Below are 22,303 nucleotides of genomic sequence, written 5' to 3' on the forward strand. Positions count from 1 at the left end.
TTGCTCATGGTCGATCACGGCTTCCACTCGACGGGCAGGTTGGGTGCCTCGCTGCCGCTCGGCGGCACCTGCAGGGTCTTCAGGGTGAACTCCATCACCTGCTTGAACACCGGACCGCAGAGCTGGCCGCCGAAGTGGCCGTTGACCGGGTCCTGGATCACGCAGGAGACGGTGACCCGGGGCGCGTCGGCCGGCGCGAAGCCGATGAACGAGGCGGTGTACCCGCGGTATCCGCCGGTCTTCGGGTCCACCCGGTTGGCGGTGCCGGTCTTGCCGGCCACCCGGTAGCCGGGGACGGCGGCCTTGCCGCCGGTGCCCTGCTCGTCGGTGACGACCGACTCCAGCATCTCGGTGAGCGTCTTCGCGGTCTGCTCGCTGACCACCCGGGTCTGGGGCCCCGGCGCGGCCGGGGTGTACCTGCCGTCCGGCGAGATGGTGCCTTGGACCACGCTCGGCGCCACGCGCACGCCCCCGTTGGCGATCGTGGAGTAGACCGAGGTGGCCTGGAGGGCGCTGAGGGTCATCGGGCCCTGCCCGAAGGTGATGTTGTACTTCTCCGAGGCCACGAGGTCCTCCGGCTTCTTCAGCTTCCCGGCGGCCTCGCCCGGGAAGCCCAGCCCGGTGGGCTGCGCCACCCCGAACTTGCGCAGGTAGCCGTCGAGCACCCGGTTGGCCTCCGGCTGGTCGGCGCCGAGCGTCTCGAAGGCCTCGATGGTGCCGATGTTGGAGGACTTGGCCAGCACCCCGGCCAGGGTCAGGTACCAGGTGCCGTGGTCGACGTCGTCCTGGAAGTTGACGTCGGCCCGCTGGAGCCGCCCGGGCACCGTCACCTTGGTGTCCCAGGTGGCCTTGCCGCTGTCCAGCACCGCGGCCATCGTCATCAGCTTCGCCGTGCTGCCCGGCTCGTAGGAGTCCTGCAGGGCCGGGTTGCCGAGCTGGGAGGACTTGGCCGTGCTCAGGTCGTTGGGGTTGAAGCCGGGCGAGGTGGCCATCGCCAGGACCTGACCGGTCTTCACGTCCTGGACGACGACGTAGCCCTTCTCCGCCCCGGCGTTGGCGACCTGGTCGGTGATGGCGCGCTGGGCGGCCCACTGGATGTCCCGGTTGACGGTCAGCCGCAGGTCGGTGCCGGGCACGGCCTGGTCCAGCGAACCCCCGGCGGTGGGCACCAGCCGGCCGCCCGCCTGGGCGTAGCTGCTGTGGCCGTCCTTGCCGGCGAGCTGCTTCTGGTACTGCTGCTCCAGGCCGCCGGCGCCCTCGCCCTCGGCGTTGACGAAGCCGACCAGGTTGGAGGCCAGCCCGTCCGAGGGGTAGACGCGCTTCTGGGTGTCCCGGTTGAAGACGCCGGCCAGCGGGTTGGCGCACTCGTTGTCCACCCTGGTCCGGCCGCCCTCCTCGGCCGACTTGGTCAGCAGGCGCTTCTGGGCCAGGCAGGCCTTGGAGTTCGCCTGCTTCTCCAGACCCGACTTGAGGTCGCTGATCTGGTTCTTGACGTCCGGGCTCTGCTGGGCGGCGAGCCGCTTGTAGCGGGTCTTGGGGGTGTGCAGGTCGGCGGCGAGCTTCTCCTTGGACAGGCCGAGGATCGGCGCGAGCAGCGCGGCCGCCTGCTCGGGGGCGTCCGGGACGCCCGCGGCCTCCGGGGTGAACATGGCCGGGTCCGCGGTGATGTCGTAGGCGTCGACGGTGGTGGCGAGGGCGACGCCGTCGGCGGACGTTATCGAGCCGCGCTCGGCGGTGATCGGGATGCTCAGGTAGCGGTTGGTGTTGGCGTCGGCGGCCAGCGCGTCGGAGTCCAGCAGTTGGAGCTGGACGAGGCGGCCGGCGAAGACCGAGAACACCAGGAACAGCGCGACGGTGACCACCCGCAGCCGGCGGCGCGGGTCGGCCAGCCGGATCGCCCTGGCCTGGGGGCGCTGCGGCGGGCGGGACTTCGGGCGCGGGCGGCCGGGCAGCCGGCCCTCCGGGCGGCGCTGGCCCGGGGTGCGGAGCGGTCGGCGGGCGGCCTTGGGGTCGCCGGTCCCGGCCGACTGCGCCCGCGGGGGCCGCGGCATAGCCGACTGGGCCTTGACGGACTGGGCCTTCCGGGGTGCTGCCGCCTTCGGCGGCTGGGCCTTCGGGGGCTGCTTCGCCCGGGCGGGCTGCGGCTTGGCGGGCTGTGGCTTGGCCGGCTGTGCCTTCGCGGGCTGCGCCTTGCCGGGCTCGGCCCGGCCGGCCTGGCCGCGCGGGGTCTGCCGCGGAGCGGCGCCCTTGGCGACGAATCGGCGGCCACCGGCGCCGCCGGTCCCGCCGGTGGGCTGTCGGGGCGTGCTCATCGGCCCGCACCTCCGGTCGCGGTCGGCGCCGGCTGGGGCGCGGCCGGCGAACCGGCGGGGGCGGGGGCGGCCGGAGCGGCCGGGTTGATCTGGACGGTGGTGTCACCGCCGGGCGCCGGCGCGGCCGGCGCACCCGGCTGGGCACTCGGCGACGGCTGCTTCCCGGGCCACGGCTCGGCGGTGGACCGTTTCACCGGGGGGCTGTCCTGGGCCGGTCCGGGCGTGCCGAGCACCTTGCCGCCGTTCGGGACGTCCAGGAAGGCCATCCCCCCGGCGGGCACCATGCCCAGCTCGGTGGCCCGGCGGGCGAGCGCGTCCGGTGCGGAGTTCTGGTCGATCTGGTGCTGCAGGCCCTGCTGCTCGTCGGTGAGCACGGTGGTCTGCCGCTGCAGTCTGGACAGCTCGAAGGAGCCCTCGTTGAGGGCGGTGTTCAACGCCAGCAGGCCGAGCAGCCCGGCCGCGAGCAGCACCACGACCAGGACCGCGAACGGTGTCCTCCCCCGTACCGGGCGCCGCCCGGGCCGCACCGTGATCCGCGCCCTGCCGCCCTGCCCGGGGAGCACCGCGCTCCTCGCCCCGCCTCCGGCCACCGGCCCCACGCTGTTCCCTCCGCCCTTCGGACCGCCCCGTGAACCTGGTCAGCCCCGGGTGCTTCGGTCCCTGATCCTCTCCGCCACCCGCAGCCGCACGGGCGCGGCGCGCCGGTTCTCCTCGATCTCCTGCTCGGTGGCCAGCTCGGCACCGCGGGTGATCAGCTTCAGCCAGGGCTGGTGCTCCTCCGGGACGAACGGCAGCCCGGGCGGGGCGGTGGTGGTCGCGCCCGCCGCCAGGTACTGCTTGACCAGGCGGTCCTCCAGCGACTGGTAGGACATCACCACGATCCGCCCGCCCAGCGCCAGCGCGTCCAGGGCGCCCGGGATCGCCCGGTCCAGCACCTCCAGCTCGCCGTTGACCTCGATCCGCAGCGCCTGGAAGGTGCGCTTGGCCGGGTTCCCGCCGGTGCGGCGGGTCGCGGCCGGAATGGCGTTGCGCACCAGATCGACCAGACGCGCGCTGTTGGTGAACGGTTCCTTCTCCCGCTCGCGCAGGATCACCGAGGCGATCTTCCCGGCGAACCGCTCCTCGCCGTACACCTTGAGGATCCGGGCCAGCTGCCCGTGGGTGTAGGTGTTGAGCACCTCGGCCGCGCTGAGGCCCCGGGTCTGGTCCATCCGCATGTCCAGCGGGGCGTCCTGGGAGTAGGCGAAACCGCGCTCGGCCTCGTCCAGCTGCATCGAGGAGACCCCGAGGTCGAACAGGACGCCCTGCACCCGGGGGATCTCCAGGCGCTCCAGCACCTCGGGGATCTCGTCGTAGACGGCGTGCACCAGGGTGGCCCGGTCGCCGAACGGGGCGAGCCGCCGCGCGGAGAGCTTCAGGGCCGCCGGGTCACGGTCCACCGCGACCAGCCGGACCTCCGGGAACTGGGTCAGCAGGGCCTCGCTGTGCCCGCCCAGGCCGAGGGTGGCGTCCACCACCACCGCGCCGGGCTGCGAGATCGCCGGGGCCAGCGCGTCCATGCACCGCTGCAGCATCACGGGGACGTGCTTGGGGGCCGGATCGTTGGTGCTCATGCGCGGTGGCGCCCTTCTTCGGTGCGGAGCAGCCCGACGTCCGGGAGCTCCGACCTATTTTGGCCCACTGTGCGCCGGAGTCGCCGCGTGGGGCGGCGGGTGGCAGCCGCCGGCGGCCGGAACGCGGCCCGTGGTCCCCGCCCGCTCAGGGGGAAGATCGTGACCGCCCGGCGCCGGGGAAGGTGCGCCAGGTGGCACGGGAGCGGGTGGAGGCCACCGGCCGGTTGACGGGCGCCGGCGGGTGTGCTTCTACTTCTTCTCCACTGCGCCGCAACTCTATCGCGGACACCCCGTCAGTCAACGGTCCGCTCCGGCGCACCACCCGGGCGGCGGTACGGATCACCGCAGGTCGCGGCCGTCCGGCGGGCTGCCGGGGGCACCGTCCGGGGGTCGCGCGGCACGGCCGCGCGCCCCGACCCCGACGAGGCCGGACAAACCCGCTCGGAACACCTCGGCCACCGGCACGCCGCTCCACCCGGTTGTCGATATGCACTCGGTCACAGCCGCCCGGTCTGTAGCCCTCCGCCCCACCACGGAAGCCGGATTCGCACTAACGTCTTCACCATGACAGTGACCCCCGACCGGCCCACGCCGACAGCCGCTGCCGACACCACCGAACCGAAGATCATCGACCGCTTCGTGGCGGCCAACCGCGAGTACGCGGTGACCTTCCGCGACGGCGGCATGGACGCCCGCCCCGTCCAGCGCATCGCCGTGGTGGCGTGCATGGACGCCCGACTCGACCTGTTCGCCGCACTCGGCCTCGAACTGGGCGACGCCCACGTCATCCGCAACGCGGGCGGTGTCGTCACCGACGACACCATCCGCTCGCTCACCATCAGCCAGCGTGCCCTCGGCACGCGCTCGGTCGCGCTGATCCACCACACCGGCTGCGGTCTGCTCGGCCTCACCGAGGACTTCCGGCGCGAGCTGGAGCTGGAGGTCGGCCAGCGCCCGCAGTGGGCGGTGGAGTCCTTCATCGACCTCGACGGCGACGTCCGGCAGTCCATGCAGCGGGTCCGCACCTCCCCCTTCCTGTTGCACACCGACGACGTCCGGGGCTTCGTCTTCGACGTCCACACCGGTCTGCTCCGCGAGATCGACTGACCCACCCCGTCCACCGGCCGTCTCCGGCCCGGCCAACGTCGTCCGGGCCCCCGCCGGCACGCCCGCCGACGGCCTCCGTACCCGTCCCGAGCCCCCGCGCGGGCGCCCCACCTCCCCGCGGCTTCCCGGGCGCTTTCGGCCGGGTGGTGACTTCTGGTCACCACCCGGGGGAGAATGCGCCTGCCGGTCGGACCCCGAACCACCTGGGGCGGCCGGCCGCAGGCCCCCACGACGGCACCGGCTCCCGCCACGGAACCGCTTCCCGAGGAGCCGCGTCCAGCATGGGGTGGGGGCCCGCCTCGGGGTGAGGCGGGCGCAGTGTGCCAGGGAGCGTACGGGTGACGAGCTACAACGATCAGGCCGGTCTCGAAGGTCGTCCGGGGGGCGACCGGGGGACGAAGGGGTACCACCCGGTCGGCCTGCCCGAGCTCGCCGCCGTGGTGGAACGGGTCCGGGCCAACATCGAGAGCGTGATCGAGGGCAAGCCGGAGGCCGTCCGGATCGCGCTGACGGTGCTGCTCGCCGAGGGCCACCTGCTGCTGGAGGACGTGCCCGGCGTCGGCAAGACCATGCTGGCCAAGGCACTCGCCCGGTCCGTCGACTGCACGGTGCGCCGCATCCAGTTCACGCCGGACCTGCTGCCCTCCGACGTCACCGGCACCAACATCTTCGACCAGCACCAGCGCGACTTCGAGTTCCGCCCGGGCGCGATCTTCGCGCAGATCGTGGTCGGCGACGAGATCAACCGGGCCTCGCCGAAGACCCAGTCCGCGCTGCTGGAGTCGATGGAGGAGCGCCAGGTCACCATCGACGGCACCAGCTACGAGCTGCCGTCGCCGTTCATGGTGGTCGCCACCCAGAACCCGGTCGAGATGGAGGGTACCTACCCTCTCCCGGAGGCCCAGCGGGACCGCTTCATGGCCCGGATCTCGATCGGCTACCCGAGCCCCGAGGCCGAGTTCGCGATGCTCGACGTGCACGGCGGCGCCAGCCCGCTGGACGACCTCCAGCCGGTCGCGCACGCCGCCGACATCCTCAAGCTGATCGACCTGGTGCGCACCGTGCACGTCGCCGACCCGGTCCGCCGCTACGCCGTCGACCTGGTCGGCGCCACCCGGAACAGCCACGAGCTGCGGCTCGGCGCCTCGCCGCGCGCCACCCTGCACCTGGTGCGGGCCGCCCGCGCCGCCGCCGCGCTGGACGGGCGCGACTACGTCACCCCGGACGACATCCAGCGCCTGGCCGTCCCGGTGCTCGCGCACCGCCTGATGCCGACCGCCGAGACCCAGCTGAGCCGGCGCACCGCCGAGCAGATCGTGACCGACCTGGTCGCCCGGCTGCCGCTGCCGCGCCCGCAGGGCCAGGCCGGCCCGGCCCTGCGGAGGGGCTGAGGTGGGACCGTCCGACGCACCGTCGGGCCTGCGCGCCGGCCTGAACGGCCTCACCACCCGGGGTCGCTCCTTCCTCGCCGCCGGGGCCACCTCGGTGGTCTGCGCCTACGTGCTCGACCAGGACGCGCTGCTGCGCGTCGGCGTCCTGCTCGCGGCGCTGCCGCTGGCCGCCGCGCTGCTGCTGGCCAACACCCGCTACCGGGTGGCCAGCGGACGCCGGCTCAACCCGCGCCGGGCCGTCGCCGGCCACGAGGCCCGCGTCCACCTGCGGGTGGACAACGTCTCCCGGGTGCCCACCGGCCTGCTGCTGCTGGAGGACAAGGTCCCGTACGTGCTCGGGCCGCGCCCGCGCTTCGTCCTGGACCGGGTCGAGCCGCACGGCCACCGCGAGGTGTCCTACCGGGTCCGCTCCGACCTGCGCGGCCGCTACCCGCTCGGCCCGCTCCAGCTGCGGCTCTCCGACCCGTTCGGGATGTGCGAGGTCAATCGTTCCTTCACCGCCTCGGACGTCCTCACCGTCGTGCCGCAGGTGCAGCAGCTGCCGCAGGTGCGGCTCAGCGGCGAGTGGGTCGGCCAGGGCGAGAGCCGCACCCGCACCCTGGCGCTGGCCGGTGACGACGACGTCATCCTGCGCGAGTACCGGCACGGCGACGACCTGCGCCGGGTGCACTGGAAGTCCACCGCCCGGTACGGCGAGCTGATGGTCCGCCGCGAGGAGCAGCCGAAGAAGGCCCGGGCCACCGTCCTGCTGGACACCCGGGAGTCCGGCCACCGGGGCAGCGGCCCGGCGTCCTCCTTCGAATGGGCGGTCGGCTGCGCGGCCTCGGTCGCCGCGCACCTGCTGGAGCGCGGCTACCAGACCCGGCTGCTCACCGACACCGGCCACTGCGTGCCCGGCCCGGACGCCGGCGGCGGCAACACCGCCGCCGACGCCTCCGGCCTGATCCTGGACGCGCTCGCGGTGGTCGACCTCTCCGACGGCGGCGGGCTCTCCCGGGCCGAGGAGCCCCTGCGCAGCGCCGGCGAGGGCCTGCTGGTCGCCGTGCTCGGCGAGCTGGACGAGGCCCAGACCGCCCGGCTGGCCCGGTTGCGGGGCCGGACCGGCGGCGCCGTCGTCTTCCTGCTCGACACCGGCACCTGGTCCGGCCTGCGGATGCTCGCGCCCGACACCGGCGGGGACGAGTTCCGTGCCCGGGTGCGGCAGCTGCGCGAGGCCGGCTGGACCGTCCTGCCGGTCCGCGCCGGGGACTCCGCGCCGGAGCTCTGGCAGGCCGCCGACCGGACCGAGTCGCCCTCCCCCTACCGAGATGAGGCCGGCGCGTGACCACCCGGGCCAAACTGACCGTCTACTCGGCGCTGGCCACCGCCCTGGCCTCGCTCTGCCTGCTCCCGCTGCTCACCACCAAGGGCTGGATCACCCACGCCTACCTGGTCGTCACCGTGGTCGCGGCGGCCGGCGCGGGCCTGCGCCGGACCCCGTTCTACCGCTGGACGGTGCCGCTCGGGCAGCTGCTCGTGCTGACCGTCCTGCTGCTGGTCGGCTTCGCCAGCTCGACCGCGCTCTGGGGCGGCGTGCTGCCCGGCACCCAGTCGGCGCACACCCTGGCGCAGGTCCTCGGCCAGGGGCTGGACGACATCCGGGAGTACAGCATCCCCGCGCCGCCCAACCCGGGCCTGCGGCTGATCCTGGTCGCCTCCGTCGGTCTGATCGCCATCGCGGTGGACACCGTCGCGGTCACCTACCGCCGCTCCGCGCTGGCCGGGCTGCCGCTGCTGGCGCTCTACTCGGTGGGCAACGGGCTGGCCGGCGACGGCGGCAGCTGGGCCTGGTTCGGCCTCGCCGCCGCCGGCTACCTGGTGCTGCTCTTCGCGGAGGGCCAGGACCGGGTCTCCCGCTGGGGCCGGATCTTCCGCGGCACCTCGCGCCAGGGCGAGGGCTCCGGCGCGCTCAGCCAGGGCGGCCGCCGGATCGGCGTCCTGGCCCTCGCGGTGGCCATACTGGTCCCGGCCTTCCTGCCGCGCTGGGAGGGCGGACTGATCCACACCGGTCCGTCCGGCGGCACGGCCGCCGGCGGCGCCGGCGGCGGCATCACCACCCTCGACCCGCTGGTGACCCTGGAGGCGGCCCTGGCCACCCCCAGCAACGTCGAGCTGCTCACCTACCGGATGGACAGCAGCCTCGCCGACACCGCCTACCTGCGCACCGGCTCGCTGGACGAGTTCGACGGCACCGCGTGGAAGCTCAGCAACCCCGGGGTGACCGAGCTCAAGACCACCTTCGCCCCGCCGGAAGGCCTGGCGAGCACCAACGTCCCGTCGGAGTCGGGCGACTTCCAGGCCTCCGACAAGCTGGAGTCGGGCTGGCTGCCGCTGCCGTACCCGGCCGCCGGCGTCAGCGTCCCCAACCCCGGCGACTGGCGGGTGGACACCCTCACCGGCACCGTGCTCCCGGACCGGGACAAGGCCATCAAGGGCCTGCGCTACCAGGCCACCGCACTCGACATCCGGCCCACCGCGGCCGAGCTGCGCAGCGTGGGACCGGTACCGCCGAAGATCTCCGACCACTACACCCAGCTGCCCAAGGACCTGCCGGCGTCGGTCCGGGAGAAGGCGCAGGAGGTCACCCGGAACGCGTCCACCGCGTACGACCGCGCGCTCGCGCTGCAGGACTGGTTCACCAGCTCCGAGTTCACCTACAGCACCAAGATCAAGGCCGGTACCGGCAGCACCGCGATCGAGACCTTCCTGCGCGACCGCAAGGGCTTCTGCGTGCACTTCGCCTCCACGATGGCGGCGATGTCCCGCACCCTGGGCATCCCCGCCCGGGTCGCGGTCGGCTTCACCCCGGGCGACGCCAAGGGCAACGACCGGTACTCGGTGAACGGGCTGATGTACCACGCCTGGCCCGAGCTCTACTTCCAGGGCTTCGGCTGGCTGCGCTTCGAGCCCACGCCGACCCGCGGCGTGCAGCCCCGCTACACCGCGCCGGTCGCCGCACCCGCCACCGCGCCGACCCAGCAGCCGACCGCCGCCGCGCAGAGCACCGCGCCGGTCGCGGCGCCCTCCAGCAGCAGCGACTGCGACCCCAAGCTGCGCCGGATGGGCGAGTGCGGGAACGACGGCAAGGCCGCGGCCGGCGCCCACCAGGACTCCTGGCTGCTGTCCTGGCAGGTGCTGACCACCCTGGCCGCCGTGCTGGCGCTGCTCGCCCTGCTGTTCACCCCGATGATCTGGCGGGAGCGGCTGCGCCGCCGCCGGCTCGGCACGGGCGGACGGCGCCGGCCCGGCGAGGACGGCCCGGCCGGGCCGACCGACGCCCAGGTGCTCGCCGCCTGGGACGAGCTGATCGACTCCGCCTGGGACCTCGGCATCCCGCCGGTCGATTCGCAGACCCCGCGCGCCGCCGCCCGCCGGATCGCCGAGGCCGCCGAGCTGGACGAGGCCTCGGCGGCCGCCGCCGGGCGGGTGGCGCTGGCCACCGAACGGGTGCTCTACGCCCGCTCCGCCGAGGTGTCCGAGCCCCTGGCGGCGGACGTCCGGACCGCCCGGGACGGCCTGCGGGCCGGCGTCGGCAGGGTCGGCCGGACGAAGGCGGCGCTGCTGCCGCCGTCCGCCGCCACGCTCTGGTGGCGGTTCTCGGACGCGGTCGTGGCCGCCCGGCTCGCGACGCGCGGCCTGGCCTCCCGGGCGGCCGCGCCGTCGCGGCGGGTGCTGGGCCGGCTGCGCCGCCGCGGCGGGGGCGACCGGACGCCGTCCTGACACCGGACGCACACGGAACGCCGACACCGGGCACACGAGGGGAACGCCGAGGGCGGGCAGTCGGATCGACTGCCCGCCCTCGTGGCGTTACGGTTCGGCCGGTGGCTCAGAAGCCGCCGGTCTGTTCGTCCCGGCGGCGCTGCCAGCGCTGCTCCACCCGGTCCATCACCCCCGCCTTGCGGCGCGGTGCCGCGGCCGGCCGCGGGCCGGAAGCCTGTCCCGCGGGCCCGCGCCGCCAGCCGGTGACGGCGAAGACGGCGCACCCCAGCATCACCAGGAACCCGACCACGCTGACCCAGATCTGGTCCGGCACGACCATGCCGCCCATCAGCAGCCCGATGCCCACGACGAAGCCGCCGACAGCCAGGTAGACCCGCCGACGGGTGTAGGCGCGCAGCCCGGTTCCCTCAAGCGCCGTCGCGAATTTGGGATCTTCGGCATACAGCGCTCGCTCCATCTGGTCGAGCAGTCGCTGCTCGTGCTCCGAGAGCGGCACGGAGTCCTCCTACTCGTCGGTCGCCGGTGCGACCGGTCCGCCGCCCCGGTCGGGGAGGCAAAGTCCAATCAGCCTTCAGAACACGCGGTCGGACGCCTGTACGGGGGCCCAGGCCCGTGTCGTCCATATGCCCCATGCATCCGGCTGTCATGCTTTCCGGCTTTACCCAGATCATACGGTCCACGGGCTCGTTGCGGGGCGGTCGGCCACGCGTGGGCCGGGCCGTACCGGGCCGTACCCGGCCGCACAGGGCTCAACGCGGCCGACACCGGACAAGTGCCCGACGGCGTGGAATCGGCCGGGACCTGGGGAGCTCCCGCGCGGATCGCGAGGAGACCCGCCGGAGAACGGCGGGAGGAACCGGGGTCAGGCCAGCGTGGCCAGCAGGTGGAGCTGGGTCGCCACGGCGTGGAAGGCCGGCTGCTCGGCGGCGGCCTCCTCCAGCTTGAGCAGCGCCTCCAGCGCGCCCGGCTCGGTGTCCACCAGGACGCCGGGCACCAGGTCGGCGAAGACCCGGACGCCGTGCACCGAGTCCACCCGCAGGCCGGCGCCGGCGGCCAGCCGGCCGAGCTCCTCGCCGCTGAAGCGGCGCGGCATCGGGTCGCTCGCGCCCCAGCGGCCGTCGTCGGCCTCCAGGACGGTACGGGCGTCGGTGAAGTGGCCGGCCAGGGCGCGGGCCAGCACCGCGCCGTTGCGGTTGGCGGCGAGCAGGCTGACGAAGCCGCCGCGGCGCAGGGCGGCGGCCAGGCTGCCGAGCGCCTCGGCCGGGTCGTCCACGACCTCCAGCACCCCGTGGCAGAGCACCGCGTCGACGGTGCCGGGGGCGACCAGCTCGGGCAGCGTCTGGGTGTCGCCCTGGACGGCGCGGACGAGGTCGGTGACCCCGGCCTCGGCGGCCCGGCGCTCCAGCGCGAACAGCGCGTCGGGGCTCGGGTCGACCACGGTGACCCGGTGGCCGAGCCGGGCGACCGGCACCGCGAAGTTGCCGGTGCCGCCGCCGGTGTCGACCACGTCGAGCACGGGCTGGTCCAGCTCGGCCGCCCGCTTCTCCAGGGCTGCCCGCACCACCTCCCACACCACGGCGGTACGCAGGGCGCTGCGGGGACGCGTCGGGTACAAGGTCGGGCTCCTTGGCACGTGCAGATGGATCAGGATGCCTCCACCTTAGACCGGGCCGGGAGCCGGACCGTTCCGCCGGTCACCGCCGCGGCCCCGGGTCGCGGCCGTCGCCCGGGCCGTCGTCCAGGGGCAGCCGCGGGGCGGGCGGCACCGGGTGCAGGCCGAGCAGCCGTTCGACCAGCCGCAGGAAGAGCGCGGAGTTGCGGATCAGGTCGTCGGCCTCGCGGGCCGAGGCGGCGCCCCGGATCCCGGCCTCGGCCGCGGCCCGGCGGCGGGCGCCGGCCGCGTAGTACACCGCCCATTCGGCGAGCTCCGGGGCGATCTCGGGCAGCACCTCCCAGGCGCTGCGGATGGCCTGGCGGCGCCGGGCGTTCTTCTCCGGCCGGCCGCGCGCGGCGAGCACCGCGGCGACGGTGCGCAGCGCGGCGAGGTGGGCGGCGGCGTACCGCTCCAGCGGGTCCTCCCGGGCGCGGGCTCCGGCGAGGGTGCGGTGCGCGTCGGCGAGCAGGTCGAGGGCGGCGGGCGGCGCGGCGATCCGGCGCACCACCGGGTGGACGTCCCCGGTGGCGGGGCGGTGGGCGTCCGGGCGGTGGGCGGCGGAGTGGAGGCGGGTGGTGACGGGCTCAGGACGGCTGATGGTCATGGTCTCCCCCGGTCCGAGGCAGCGCGCGGACCGGGTGGTCCGTGCTCCTCCATCGTGACCGGGGCCACTGACAACGCGGCCGCGCGGCGGATCCGCGTGCGGGCGGCGGCCCGCCGGCCGCCCCCGTCGGCCCCGCGCCCCACCGCCCCGCACCCCGCCGGAGCGCCGCCCCCCACGGTCGCCGCTCCGGAGCCCCCTCCGGGTCACCGGTTCCCCCCTGACCGCGCTCCGCCGCCCCGTGTCGGCGGTGCGCGGCCTGCGACCGGCTCCCGTACGGACCTTCCGGTGACGTCCGCGGCCCCCGTGCCCGCTGGACGGCACCTGTCCGCCGTCCCGGGACCTCAGCGCCCGACGCGCCGTCGTCCCGGTGCCCCTACTGTCCCGTCTCCGCAGGTCGGGGGCCATCCGTTCAGGTACTCAACCGGGTTTCTGAGTATCCGTACTCAGTCCGTCCGGGGCGGGAACCGCGGGCCGCCCGGCCGGCGTCCCGGTACGGTACGGCGAGCCGGGCGGATCCGGCGGGCGCCACGAGGAGGAACGGATGACGATCGTTCCGCTGATCTTCACCAGCGGGCTAGCGAGCGGGATCAACGCGTACGCGGTGGTGCTGCTGCTCGGGCTGCTCGGCCGGTTCGGCGGCGCCGAGTCGGTGCCGGCCGCGCTGGAGCGCACCGATGTGCTGGCCGCCGCCGCGGTGCTGTTCCTGCTGGAGGCGGTGGCCGACAAGATCCCGTACGTGGACAGCGTCTGGGACGGCGTCCACACCGTGATCCGCCCGATCGCGGGCGCCACCGTCGGCGCGCTGCTGGCCAGTGCCGACCCGGGCTCCCTGGGCGAGGTCGCGGCGGGGGCGATGGGCGGGACCACGGCGCTGGTCAGCCACCTGGTGAAGGCCTCGCTGCGGATGGCGGTCAACACCTCGCCCGAGCCGGCCAGCAACATCGTGGTGAGCCTGGCCGAGGACCTCTCGGTCGCCGGTCTGGTCACGCTGGCGATCTTCCACCCGTGGGTGGCCGCCTCGATCTCCGCCGTGCTGCTGGCCGTCGGCCTGCTGCTGGTCTGGTTCGCGATCAGCCGGATCCGCCGCTTCCGGGACCGCCGCCGCGAGCGCCGGGCCGCCCGTGCGGCGGGCGTGCGACCGGCGCGGGAGGTGCCCGTCCCCCGGCCGTAGGATGCGGTCCATGGCACGGATCGTCATCATCGGCGCAGGAATGAGCGGGCTCGCGACGGCCTCCCGGCTGGCGACGCTCGGCCACCGGGTGACGGTCTGCGAGGCGACCGGGACGTACGGCGGCATGGTCGGCCGCTACGAGCGGGACGGCTTCGCCTTCGACACCGGACCCGGGCTGCTCACCCTTCCGGCCGTCTACCGCGACCTCGCGCTGAAGACCGGCCGGGAGCCGCTGGAGCAGCTGGTCGAGCTGGCGCCGGTGGATCCGGAGAGCCGGCACCTGCTCCCCGACGGCACCGACCTGCTGCTGCCCAACGCCTCCCGCGGCGGGGTGATCCAGGCGCTGGACACGGCGTTCGGCACCGGCGCGGGCGCCCGCTGGGCCGAGGTGATGAACCACGGCCGCACGGTCTGGGAGGCCACCCGCCGCCCGCTGCTGGAGGAGCCGCTGCCGGCCGACACCGCGCCGCTGCGCACCGATCCGTACCCGGCGCCGCGGCCCGGACGCCTCGCCCGCCTGTTCGGTGCCAGGGCGTGGACCCTCGCCGACGTGGCCGCCCGTGGACTCGGCGGCCACGACGGGCTGACCGCCCTGCTGCACGAGCACGCCCTGCGCTTCGGCCTCGACCCGCGCACCGCGCCGGCCGGGGCCACCGTGCTGCCGTACATGGAGCAGTCCTTCGGCGTCTGGTACGTCCGGGGCGGCATCCGGGCGCTGGCCGACGCGGTGTACCGGCGGTGCGAGCGGCGCGGGGTGGAGTTCCGCTTCGACACCCGGGTCGAGGAGGTGCTGGAGAAGGACGGCCGGGCCTGCGGCGTCGATACCGCGGCCGGCCGGATCGACGCCGACGTGGTGGTCTCCGCGATGGACGCCCGGGTGGTCTTCTCGGAGTACCTCGGCACGGCCGGCTCCCAGGACGACTGGCCGTCGTCGATGGAACGGCTGCACGACGCCCCCGGCCGCGTCGTGGTGCTGCTCGCCCTGCGCGGGGAGCGCCCCGCCGGGACGGCGCACCGGACGGTGGTGCACGCCGCCGACCGCGCCGCCGAACTGGACGGGATCTTCCGCGCCGGCGCCCCGCTCGCCCAGCGGCCGACCGTCCAGGTGCTGCGCCCGGACGACGCCTCGCTGCACCCCGCCGGCCACGAGGCCGTGGTGCTCACCGCGACCACGCCGGCGATGGGTTTCGACTGGACCGGACCGGGCGTCGCCGAGCGCTTCGCCGACCGGATGGTCGCGCAGGCGGACGCGGCCGGTCTGGGCCTCGGTGAACGGGTGCTCTGGCGGGTGGTGCGGACCCCGGCGGACACCGCGCGGGAGACCGGTTCCTTCCTCGGCTCCGTCCCGCTGCCCGCCCTGGCGGGCGCGCGCGGCGCCTACCTCCAGGCGCCGACCGAGGAGGCGCCCGGCTTCTACCTGGTGGGCGGCGCCGCCCACCCCGGCGGCGGGCTGGCCCGGGTCGGCATGTCGGCCTGCATCGCGGCCAACCTCATCGGCCCGGCCTGAGCCGCTCCGGGCCGGCCCGGCGGGCGGGGGCTCAGCCCTGCTGCTGCCAGGTCGGCTGCTGCTGGTAGCCGTACTGGTCGTACTGCGGCTGCTGGGGGATGCCCTGCTGCTGCGGGTAGGGCTGGTGCTGCTGGTCGGCCTGCTGCTGCCACTGCTGCTGCTGGGCCTGCTGCGCCTGCTGCGCCTGGTCGTAGCCGTACTGGTCGGGCTGCTGCTGGTAACCGCCGTACGCGTCCACCTGCGGCTGCTGCTGGTAGCCCGCGTACGGGTCCGGCTGCTGCTGGTAGGTGCCGTAGCCCTGGTCGTAGGCGAAGGCCGGCTGCTGCTGGGCCTGCCACTGCTGCTGGCCGTTCGCGTCCCAGCCGGGCTGCTGCTGCGAGGTGTCGTAGCCGGCCTGGTAGGCCTCGGCGTACGGGTCGGGCTGGGCCTGTGGCGCGGGCTGCTGCTGCTCGTAGTAGCCGGGGGTGTAGACGCCGTCGGCGGCGATCTCCTGCATCTCGAAGGCGGCGGTCTGCTCGACGGCCGGGACGTCCTCGGCCACCGGGGCCGGGGCCGGGCTCTCCTCGACCGCGCTGACCGTGCCGATCCGGTCGGCCGCCACCGCGGTGGCCACCACCGCGCCACCGGTCAGCGCGCCCAGCAGGGGCACCCTGGCCAGCGGGCCGGGCAGTCCGCCGTCGGACCGGCGCAGCGACCAGCCGGCCGCGTAGCCGCGTTTCACGGAGAGGGTGACGAGGGTCTGGCCGACCGCGAAGAGGGCCGCGCCCGCGCCGATCAGCGGGACCGAACCGGCAGCCATCCCGGCCGGCACGCCGAGGAAGCCGGTCAGGGCGAGGGCGCGCCAGTGCACCGGCGCGCGGTTCTGCAGCAGCAGCTCGGCCAGCAGCCAGAGCGCCACGACCGCCAACGCGCCGTACAGCAGCAGGTATCCGATGCCCATCCGCCCGCTACCTCCAGTCGCGTGCCCGCGCGCGCCGCGCGTGTTCGGCGACTGTACCGGTTGAACGGTCCGGGTACCGCATTGCGTTCCCGGCCGGAACGGCGGGCCCGGCCGGCCGGGAACGGCGGCCCGCTCAGCGCTGGTGCAGGCCGAGGTTCTGGTAGATCTCCAGCGTCGCGGTCGAGTGGTTGAGCGTGATGAAGTGCAGCCCGGGGGCGCCCTCCGCCAGCAGCCGCTCGGACATCGCGGTGGCGTGCTCCATGCCGATCGCGCGCAGCGCGGCCGGGTCGTCGATCGCGGCGCGCAGCCGCTCCTCCAGGTCGGGCGGGAAGGCCGAGCCGCTCAGCTGGGGGAAGCGCTCCAGCTGCTTGGCGTTGGTGACCGGCATGATCTCCGGGATGATCGGCGCCTCGCAGCCCGCCGCCGCGACCCGGTCACGCAGCCGCAGGTAGTCGTCGACCTCGAAGAACATCTGGGTGATCGCGTAGTCGGCCCCGGAGCGGATCTTCGCCACGAAGTGCCGGATGTCCTCGTCCCAGTCGGTCGAGCGCGGGTGCATGTTCGGCGAGGCCGCGACGCCCACGCAGAAGTCGCCGATCCCCTTGATCAGCTCCACCAGCTCGTAGGCGTAGGTGACGCCGTCCGGGTGGCTGACCCACTCGCCCGTCGGGTCGCCGGGCGGGTCGCCGCGCACCGCGAGGACGTTGCGCACGCCCTGGTCGGCGTACTGGCCGATGATGTTGCGCAGCTCGGCGACCGAGTGGTCCACCGCGGTCAGGTGGGCCACCGGGGTGAGGGTGGTCTCGGTGGCGATCCGCCCGACCATGTTGACCGTGCGCTCGCGCGAGGAGCCGCCGGCTCCGTACGTCATGCAGACGAAGTTGGGGTCGAGCGGTTCGAGGCGGCGGATGGCGTCCCAGAGGCGCTGCTCACCGACCTCGGTCCGCGGGGGCATGAACTCGAAGGAGAAGGACCGCTTGCCGGCCGCCAGAAGCTCGCGGACCGTCGAAGCGCGGTCTGTTCTGGTGGAAGCGATGCCGAGTGCCATGGGGGCAGGTTAACCGTCGGCCGAAGGACACGGACAACCCGGTTCCAGGTATTGAGACAACTGGTGGACGACCGTCCGCTTTCCGTCCGAACGGGTGCACGGCCCTGCCCGACGGCCGTTCGCGGCCGTCCGGCTAGGCTTGCCGGACCCCCAGCGAACCCTCCGGAGCCTCATCGTGACCTCGTCCAGCAACCGGCCGGCCAACCCGATCGACGTGGAGGACGTGCGCGAGCGCGTCAACGCCGCGCTCGCCGGGTTCATGGACGGCCAGTCGGCCCTGCTCGGGAAGATCTCCCCGCAGCTGGCGCCCGCCGTCGAGGCCCTGCGCGACTTCCTGCTGGACGGCGGCAAGCGGCTGCGCCCGGCGTTCTGCTACTGGGGCTGGCGCGGCGCCGGCGGCCCGGCCGCCGGCGAGGCCATCGCGCACGCCGCGGCCGCCCTGGAGCTGCTGCAGGCCAGCGCGCTGGTCCACGACGACCTGATGGACCGCAGCGACACCCGGCGCGGCCTGCCCTCCGTGCACCGCCGCTTCGAGGCGCTGCACCGCGCGAGCGGCTGGCGGGGCGACCGCGAGCAGTTCGGCGCCTCGGCGGCCGTGCTCCTCGGCGACCTGCTGCTGATCTGGTGCGACGAGCTGTTCCTGCGCTCGGGCCTGGACCCGGCGGCCGTGCTGGCCGCCAAGCCGGTGTTCGACCTGATGCGCACCGAGGTCATGGTCGGCCAGTACCTGGACGTCCTGGAGCCGGTCGCCGGGGACTCCACCGACGAGGGCGCGCTGGACCGGGCACGGACCGTGCTGCACTACAAGTCGGCCAAGTACACGATCGAGCGGCCGCTGCAGGTCGGCGCACTGCTGGCGGGCGCCGGGCCGGAGCTGGTCGAGGCGTACGGCGCGTTCGGCCTGCCGCTGGGCGAGGCCTTCCAGCTCCGTGACGACCTGCTCGGCGTCTTCGGGGACCCGGCGGTCACCGGCAAGCCGGCCGGTGACGACCTGCGCGAGGGCAAGCGGACGCTGCTGGTCGCGCACGCCATGCGGGGGCTGCCCGCCGCCGACGCCCGCCACCTGGACGACCGGCTCGGCGCGCCGGACCTGGCGCCCGAGGAGGTGTCCCGGCTGCGCGAGCTGGTCGGGCGCAGCGGCGCGCCCGAGCTGGTGGAGTGGCGGATCGAGGAGCTGATGCGGCAGTCGCTGGCCGCGCTGGAGGCGGCCCCGCTGGCCGACCGGCGGGCCCGCGAGGTGCTGCTGGCACTGGCCGAGGCCGCCACCGTCCGCAAGTACTGAGCCGGGTGTCCGAAAAACGGGCACCCGGACGTACCGGGAACGGCGGCAGCCGTCCGGGTCAGACCGCGCGCAGCCGCCGGGCGAACGCGGCGGCCGCCGCCCGCGGGTCGTCCGCGGCGGTGATCGCGCGGACCACCACGACCCGGCTCGCCCCGGCCGCCAGCACCTCGTCCAGGTTGCCGAGGTCGATGCCGCCGATCGCGAACCACGGCCGGTCGGTGCTCTGCTTCGCCGCGTACGAGACCAGGCCGAGGCCGGGCGCGTGGCGGCCCGGCTTGGTCGGGGTGGGCCAGACCGGGCCGGTGCAGAAGTAGTCGACGCCGGGCTCGACGACCGCCGCGTCCACCTCGGACTCGGCGTGGCAGGACCGGCCGATCAGTACGTCCTCGCCGAGGATCGCCCGGGCGGCGGGCACCGGCAGGTCGTCCTGCCCGAGGTGCAGCACGTCGGGCCGGGCCGCGTGCGCGACGTCGGCGCGGTCGTTGACGGCGAGCAGCTTGCCGTGGCGGCGGCAGGCGTCGGCGAGGACCTCCAGGGCCGCCAGTTCCTGCTTGGCCTCCAGGCCCTTGTCGCGGAGCTGGACGATGTCCACCCCGCCGCCCAGCGCCGCGTCCAGGAACGCGGCGAGGTCGCCCTGCTCGCGGCGCGCGTCGGTGCAGAGGTAGAGCCGGGCGTCGGCGAGGCGCCGGCGCGGTGTGTCCGCCGCCATCAGATCAGCATCGCCTGGGCGCGGCGCTTCACCTCGGTGCCGCGGTTCTCCTGCAGCGCCTGGATCGGGCTGCCGGGCAGCGACGGGTCCTCGGTGAAGAGCCACTCCAGGATCTCCGCGTCGTTGTACCCGCAGTCGCGCAGCACCGTCAGGGTGCCGGACAGGTGCTTGACCAGGCCCGGGCCGTCGATGAAGGCGGCCGGCACCTGGAGCGACCTGTTCGGGCCGCGGCGGACGGCGATCAGCCCGCCGTTCTTGACCAGGTCGCGCACCTCGGTGACCCGGACCCCCCACTGCTCCGAGATGTCGGGCAGGTACATCCAGTCGGTGACCAGGGATTCAATCTTGCTTTCGATCTCACTCACGTCACCAGACTGCCACCTCCAGGGCCCGCCGCGCACCAACCGGCCCCGCGGACTACCCCGCGACGGCCGACTTCAGGGCCACCGCCGGGTCCGCCGCGCGCACCGGATCGAGCACCGCGGCGCGCTCGACCAGCCGGCGGCCCTGGGTGAGATCGCGCGGGCGGTCCACCGTCAGCAGGGCCCGCAGCACGCCGTCCCGCAGCCAGAGCACCGCCCAGGACGGGTCCTGCGGGGAGCCGCGCCAGAGCAGTTCGTCACCCTCGCCGTGCCGCCCGGCGTACTGCACCGTCCGGCCGAACTGCTCCGACCAGAAGTAGGGCACCGGGTCGTACGCCACCTCCGCGCCGAGCACGGCGGCGGCCGCCGCCGCACCGGACTGCAGCGCGTGGTCCCAGTGCTGGACGGTCAGCCGGGCGCCGGCGCGGGCCGACGGGTAGCTCACGCAGTCGCCGGCCGCGTGGACGCCCGGCAGCGTGGTGCGCAGCCGCTCGTCGACCAGGATCGCGCCGGCGGCGTCCAGCGCGACCCCGGAGCCGGCCAGCCAGCCGGTCGCCGGGCGGGCGCCGATGCCGACCACCACCTCGTCGGCGGGCAGGTGCGAGCCGTCCGCCAGCAGCACCGCGCCGGGCTCGACCGCCGCGACGCCCACCCCGCAGCGCAGCTCCACCCCGGCCTCGGCGTACCAGGCCGCCATCGCCCCGCCGATCACGGCCGGCAGCGCGCCGGGCACGGGCGCCGGGCCGGCCTCGACGACGGTGACCTCGCAGCCGGCCGCCCGGGCGGCGGTGGCCACCTCGGCGCCGATCCAGCCCGCGCCCACCAGGACCAGGCGCAGGCCGGGCCGGAGCAGGGCGCGCAGCGCCAGCGCGTCGTCCAGGGTGTGCAGCAGGTGGGCGCGCTCGGCGCCGGGCAGGGCGCGCGGGGCGGCGCCGGTGGCGATCACCAGGGCGTCGTACGGCAGGTCGCCGCCGTCGGTGCGCAGCACGCCGGGGGTGAGGCCGGTGGCGCGGCGGCCGGTGAGCAGTTCGACGCCGAGCTGCGCGAGGTCGAGGTCGAGCGGGGTGGCGTCGGCCTTGCCGAGCAGCACCTCCTTGGAGAGCGGCGGCCGGTCGTACGGGGTGTGCGGCTCCTCGCCGACCACCACGATCCGCCCCCGCCAGCCGCCCTGCCGCAGGCCCGCGGCGCAGTGCGCCCCGGCCAGCCCGGCCCCCACCACGACCACCTGATCCGTCCCGCTCAGCTCTGCCACGCCCGTCACTGTACTGGCGGGCGCACGGGGCGCCAGAGGGCCTCGGGCGCCCCGCGTCCGCCCCTCGTACTCGCCTTCGGTGGCGGCGACCCCCGGAGTTATGGTGGGGGCACCATCACGGGAGCCCGGCGGACCGGGCTGAGAGGCGGGCTTGCACGGCCTGCGACCGTCCGAACCTGATCCGGGTCATACCGGCGAAGGGAGAGCAGCGACTTTGACACGCATGGCAGCAGGTACCCATGCCCACGTGCTGGTCGTCGGCGGCGGCATCATCGGCCTCGCCGTCGCCTGGCGGGCGGCCCGGCGCGGACTGACGGACATCGCGGTGGTCGACCCCGACCCGGGCGGCGGGGCCGCCCGGGTGGCCGCGGGCATGCTGGCCCCCGTCACCGAACTCCAGTACGGCGAGGAGCCGTTGCTGCGCCTCGGGATGGCCTCCAACGAGCGGTACGCGGCCTTCGCCGACGAGCTCACCGAGGCTTCGGGCGGCCGGGACACCGGCTACCGCCGGTGCGGCACCGTCGCCGTCGCCCTCGACTCCGACGACCGCGAGGAGCTGCGCGAGCTGCACGCCTTCCACGGGCGGCTCGGCCTCGACTCGCAGTGGCTGACCGGCCGGGAGGCCCGCAAGCTGGAGCCGATGCTCGCCCCCGGCGTCCGCGGCGGCCTGCACGTCACCGACGACCACCAGGTGGACGGCCGCCGGCTGGCCGCGGCGCTGGTCCTCGCCTGCGAGCGGGCCGACGTGCGGCTGCACCGCACCGAGGCCACCGAGCTGCTGGTCGAGGGCGACCGGGCCGTCGGCGTCCGGCTCGGCACCGGGGAGACCCTGACCGCCGACCGGGTGGTGCTCGCCGCCGGCTCCCGCAGCCATCTGCTGCCCGGCCTGCCCGCCGGTGTGCTGCCGGCGATCCGCCCGGTGAAGGGCCAGATCCTGCGGCTGCGGATCCCCCCGGCCTACCGGCCGTTCCTCTCCCGCAACGTCCGCGCGGTGGTGCGCGGCCAACACCTCTACCTGGTGCCGCGCGAGGACGGCGAGCTGGTGATCGGCGCCACCAGCGAGGAGCAGGGCTACGACACCACCGTCACCGCCGGCGGGGTGTACGAGCTGCTGCGCGACGCCCACGAGCTGGTCCCCGGCATCACCGAGCTGCCGCTGGTGGAGACCTCCGCCGGGCTGCGGCCGGGCTCGCCGGACAACGCACCGCTGCTCGGGCCGACCGCCCTGCCCGGCCTGGTCGCCGCCACCGGCCACTACCGCAACGGCGTGCTGCTCACCCCGGTGACGGCCGACCTGCTCGCCGAGTACCTGGTCACCGGCACGACGCCCGCGCTCGCCGAGCCGTTCTCCCCCACCCGCTTCACCACGAAGGTCCCCGCATGAGCGAGATCGAACTCACCGTCAACGGCGAGCCCCGCCGGGTGCCCGCCGCCACCACCCTGGCCGAGGTGGTGACCACCCTCAGCCGGGCCAACTCCGGCGTCGCCGCCGCCCTCAACGAGGCCGTGGTGCCGCGCGGCTCGTGGCCGCTGACGCGGCTGGCCGCGGGCGACCGGGTCGAGATCCTCACCGCCGTCCAGGGAGGCTGACC

The 22,303-nt window shown here is 75.1% G+C and carries 20 protein-coding genes and 1 riboswitch; of the genes, 9 read left to right on the forward strand and 11 right to left on the reverse strand.

All coding sequences use genetic code 11. The annotated features are described in order from the left end of the window. Window positions 1-14 precede the first annotated feature (14 nt). From ABZ497_RS01120 to rsmH, 3 genes are all read right to left on the reverse strand, one after another. Window positions 15-2,312 carry a penicillin-binding transpeptidase domain-containing protein gene (locus tag ABZ497_RS01120; protein ID WP_359802555.1) on the reverse strand — a complete coding sequence of 766 codons (2,298 nt, stop codon included), beginning with the start codon at window positions 2,310-2,312 and terminating at the stop codon, window positions 15-17. Continuing rightward, window positions 2,309-2,875 carry a cell division protein FtsL gene (locus ABZ497_RS01125; RefSeq protein ID WP_359802557.1) on the reverse strand — a complete coding sequence of 189 codons (567 nt, stop codon included), beginning with the start codon at window positions 2,873-2,875 and terminating at the stop codon, window positions 2,309-2,311. Before ABZ497_RS01125 ends, ABZ497_RS01120 begins: the two co-directional genes overlap by 4 nt. A gap of 75 nt (window positions 2,876-2,950) precedes the next feature. Then, on the reverse strand, window positions 2,951-3,925 hold the full coding sequence (rsmH, locus tag ABZ497_RS01130; RefSeq protein WP_359802560.1) for a 16S rRNA (cytosine(1402)-N(4))-methyltransferase RsmH: 975 nt from the start codon (window positions 3,923-3,925) through the stop codon (window positions 2,951-2,953). 564 nt (window positions 3,926-4,489) lie between these two features. Here rsmH and ABZ497_RS01135 point away from each other — a divergent pair. The 4 genes from ABZ497_RS01135 to ABZ497_RS01150 all read left to right on the forward strand — a co-directional run bounded on the left by ABZ497_RS01135 (window position 4,490) and on the right by ABZ497_RS01150 (window position 10,182). Next, the gene (locus ABZ497_RS01135; protein ID WP_329487263.1) at window positions 4,490-5,032 is read left to right on the forward strand and encodes a carbonic anhydrase; all 543 of its coding nucleotides are present in this window, start codon (window positions 4,490-4,492) and stop codon (window positions 5,030-5,032) included. 419 nt (window positions 5,033-5,451) lie between these two features. Then, entirely contained in the window at window positions 5,452-6,423 is a 972-nt protein-coding gene (locus ABZ497_RS01140) for a MoxR family ATPase (protein ID WP_329492080.1), read from the forward strand. Between the two features lies 1 nt (window position 6,424). Next, window positions 6,425-7,747 (forward strand): DUF58 domain-containing protein, encoded by a 1,323-nt coding sequence (locus ABZ497_RS01145; protein WP_359802563.1) that lies wholly within the window; start codon window positions 6,425-6,427, stop codon window positions 7,745-7,747. Continuing rightward, window positions 7,744-10,182 (forward strand): DUF3488 and transglutaminase-like domain-containing protein, encoded by a 2,439-nt coding sequence (locus ABZ497_RS01150; RefSeq protein WP_359802566.1) that lies wholly within the window; start codon window positions 7,744-7,746, stop codon window positions 10,180-10,182. Before ABZ497_RS01145 ends, ABZ497_RS01150 begins: the two co-directional genes overlap by 4 nt. Before the next feature lie 106 nt (window positions 10,183-10,288). Here the strand turns inward: ABZ497_RS01150 and ABZ497_RS01155 are convergent, their stop codons facing one another. From ABZ497_RS01155 to ABZ497_RS01165, 3 genes are all read right to left on the reverse strand, one after another. After that, entirely contained in the window at window positions 10,289-10,678 is a 390-nt protein-coding gene (locus ABZ497_RS01155; protein WP_359802568.1) for a DUF3040 domain-containing protein, read from the reverse strand. 366 nt (window positions 10,679-11,044) lie between these two features. Next, window positions 11,045-11,797, reverse strand: a complete 753-nt coding sequence (locus ABZ497_RS01160; protein ID WP_329487267.1) for a methyltransferase domain-containing protein — start codon at window positions 11,795-11,797, stop codon at window positions 11,045-11,047. 79 nt (window positions 11,798-11,876) lie between these two features. Further along, a complete protein-coding gene (locus tag ABZ497_RS01165; protein ID WP_359802571.1) occupies window positions 11,877-12,440 on the reverse strand; it encodes an SAV_6107 family HEPN domain-containing protein in 564 nt (187 codons plus the stop codon). A 541-nt stretch (window positions 12,441-12,981) separates the two neighbouring features. On the opposite strand from ABZ497_RS01165, the gene ABZ497_RS01170 reads away from it, so the two are divergent. Both ABZ497_RS01170 and ABZ497_RS01175 read left to right on the forward strand, forming a co-directional pair. Then, on the forward strand, window positions 12,982-13,611 hold the full coding sequence (locus tag ABZ497_RS01170; protein ID WP_329487269.1) for a DUF4126 domain-containing protein: 630 nt from the start codon (window positions 12,982-12,984) through the stop codon (window positions 13,609-13,611). A 10-nt stretch (window positions 13,612-13,621) separates the two neighbouring features. Next, window positions 13,622-15,118: an NAD(P)/FAD-dependent oxidoreductase gene (locus ABZ497_RS01175; RefSeq protein ID WP_359802574.1), complete on the forward strand. Its 1,497-nt coding sequence runs from the start codon at window positions 13,622-13,624 to the stop codon at window positions 15,116-15,118. Window positions 15,119-15,149: 31 nt separating this feature from the next. On the opposite strand, the gene ABZ497_RS01180 is transcribed toward ABZ497_RS01175, so the two are convergent. Together ABZ497_RS01180 and metF are read right to left on the reverse strand one after the other, a co-directional pair. After that, window positions 15,150-16,058: a hypothetical protein gene (locus ABZ497_RS01180; protein WP_359802577.1), complete on the reverse strand. Its 909-nt coding sequence runs from the start codon at window positions 16,056-16,058 to the stop codon at window positions 15,150-15,152. Between the two features lie 133 nt (window positions 16,059-16,191). Then, window positions 16,192-17,106, reverse strand: a complete 915-nt coding sequence (gene metF, locus ABZ497_RS01185) for a methylenetetrahydrofolate reductase [NAD(P)H] (protein WP_329487272.1) — start codon at window positions 17,104-17,106, stop codon at window positions 16,192-16,194. Window positions 17,107-17,281: 175 nt separating this feature from the next. Here metF and ABZ497_RS01190 point away from each other — a divergent pair, with 175 nt between their 5' ends. Then, window positions 17,282-18,388 (forward strand): polyprenyl synthetase family protein, encoded by a 1,107-nt coding sequence (locus tag ABZ497_RS01190; protein ID WP_359802580.1) that lies wholly within the window; start codon window positions 17,282-17,284, stop codon window positions 18,386-18,388. Window positions 18,389-18,446: 58 nt separating this feature from the next. Here the strand turns inward: ABZ497_RS01190 and thiE are convergent, their stop codons facing one another. Genes thiE through ABZ497_RS01205 form a run of 3 tightly spaced genes read right to left on the reverse strand, consistent with a single transcriptional unit; the run spans window position 18,447 to window position 20,720 of the window. After that, entirely contained in the window at window positions 18,447-19,097 is a 651-nt protein-coding gene (gene thiE / locus ABZ497_RS01195) for a thiamine phosphate synthase (protein ID WP_359802582.1), read from the reverse strand. After that, on the reverse strand, window positions 19,097-19,462 hold the full coding sequence (locus ABZ497_RS01200) for an Rv2175c family DNA-binding protein (RefSeq protein WP_329487275.1): 366 nt from the start codon (window positions 19,460-19,462) through the stop codon (window positions 19,097-19,099). The genes thiE and ABZ497_RS01200 overlap by 1 nt, the downstream gene beginning before the upstream one ends. 52 nt (window positions 19,463-19,514) lie before the next feature. Then, a complete protein-coding gene (locus ABZ497_RS01205) occupies window positions 19,515-20,720 on the reverse strand; it encodes an FAD-dependent oxidoreductase (RefSeq protein ID WP_359802585.1) in 1,206 nt (401 codons plus the stop codon). Window positions 20,721-20,818: 98 nt separating this feature from the next. After that, window positions 20,819-20,931, forward strand: a riboswitch (TPP riboswitch). Between the two features lie 3 nt (window positions 20,932-20,934). Here ABZ497_RS01205 and thiO point away from each other — a divergent pair. Together thiO and thiS are read left to right on the forward strand one after the other, a co-directional pair. Beyond that, a complete protein-coding gene (thiO, locus tag ABZ497_RS01210; protein WP_352287089.1) occupies window positions 20,935-22,095 on the forward strand; it encodes a glycine oxidase ThiO in 1,161 nt (386 codons plus the stop codon). After that, window positions 22,092-22,301 (forward strand): sulfur carrier protein ThiS, encoded by a 210-nt coding sequence (gene thiS, locus ABZ497_RS01215; RefSeq protein WP_329487278.1) that lies wholly within the window; start codon window positions 22,092-22,094, stop codon window positions 22,299-22,301. Before thiO ends, thiS begins: the two co-directional genes overlap by 4 nt. Window positions 22,302-22,303 lie beyond the last annotated feature (2 nt).

The sequence above is a fragment of the Kitasatospora sp. NPDC005751 genome, from assembly GCF_040630835.1.
Classification (GTDB): Bacteria; Actinomycetota; Actinomycetes; order Streptomycetales; family Streptomycetaceae; genus Kitasatospora.

Bases quoted from the DNA above. Each gene is read 5' to 3' on its own strand.
- ABZ497_RS01120 (WP_359802555.1), bottom strand. From the start codon at position 2,312: ATGAGCACGCCCCGACAGCCCACCGGCGGGACCGGCGGCGCCGGTGGC.
- rsmH (WP_359802560.1), bottom strand. From the start codon at position 3,925: ATGAGCACCAACGATCCGGCCCCCAAGCACGTCCCCGTGATGCTGCAG.
- ABZ497_RS01135 (WP_329487263.1), top strand. From the start codon at position 4,490: ATGACAGTGACCCCCGACCGGCCCACGCCGACAGCCGCTGCCGACACC.
- ABZ497_RS01165 (WP_359802571.1), bottom strand. From the start codon at position 12,440: ATGACCATCAGCCGTCCTGAGCCCGTCACCACCCGCCTCCACTCCGCC.
- ABZ497_RS01170 (WP_329487269.1), top strand. From the start codon at position 12,982: ATGACGATCGTTCCGCTGATCTTCACCAGCGGGCTAGCGAGCGGGATC.
- ABZ497_RS01175 (WP_359802574.1), top strand. From the start codon at position 13,622: ATGGCACGGATCGTCATCATCGGCGCAGGAATGAGCGGGCTCGCGACG.
- ABZ497_RS01180 (WP_359802577.1), bottom strand. From the start codon at position 16,058: ATGGGCATCGGATACCTGCTGCTGTACGGCGCGTTGGCGGTCGTGGCG.
- metF (WP_329487272.1), bottom strand. From the start codon at position 17,106: ATGGCACTCGGCATCGCTTCCACCAGAACAGACCGCGCTTCGACGGTC.
- thiE (WP_359802582.1), bottom strand. From the start codon at position 19,097: ATGGCGGCGGACACACCGCGCCGGCGCCTCGCCGACGCCCGGCTCTAC.
- thiO (WP_352287089.1), top strand. From the start codon at position 20,935: ATGGCAGCAGGTACCCATGCCCACGTGCTGGTCGTCGGCGGCGGCATC.
- thiS (WP_329487278.1), top strand. From the start codon at position 22,092: ATGAGCGAGATCGAACTCACCGTCAACGGCGAGCCCCGCCGGGTGCCC.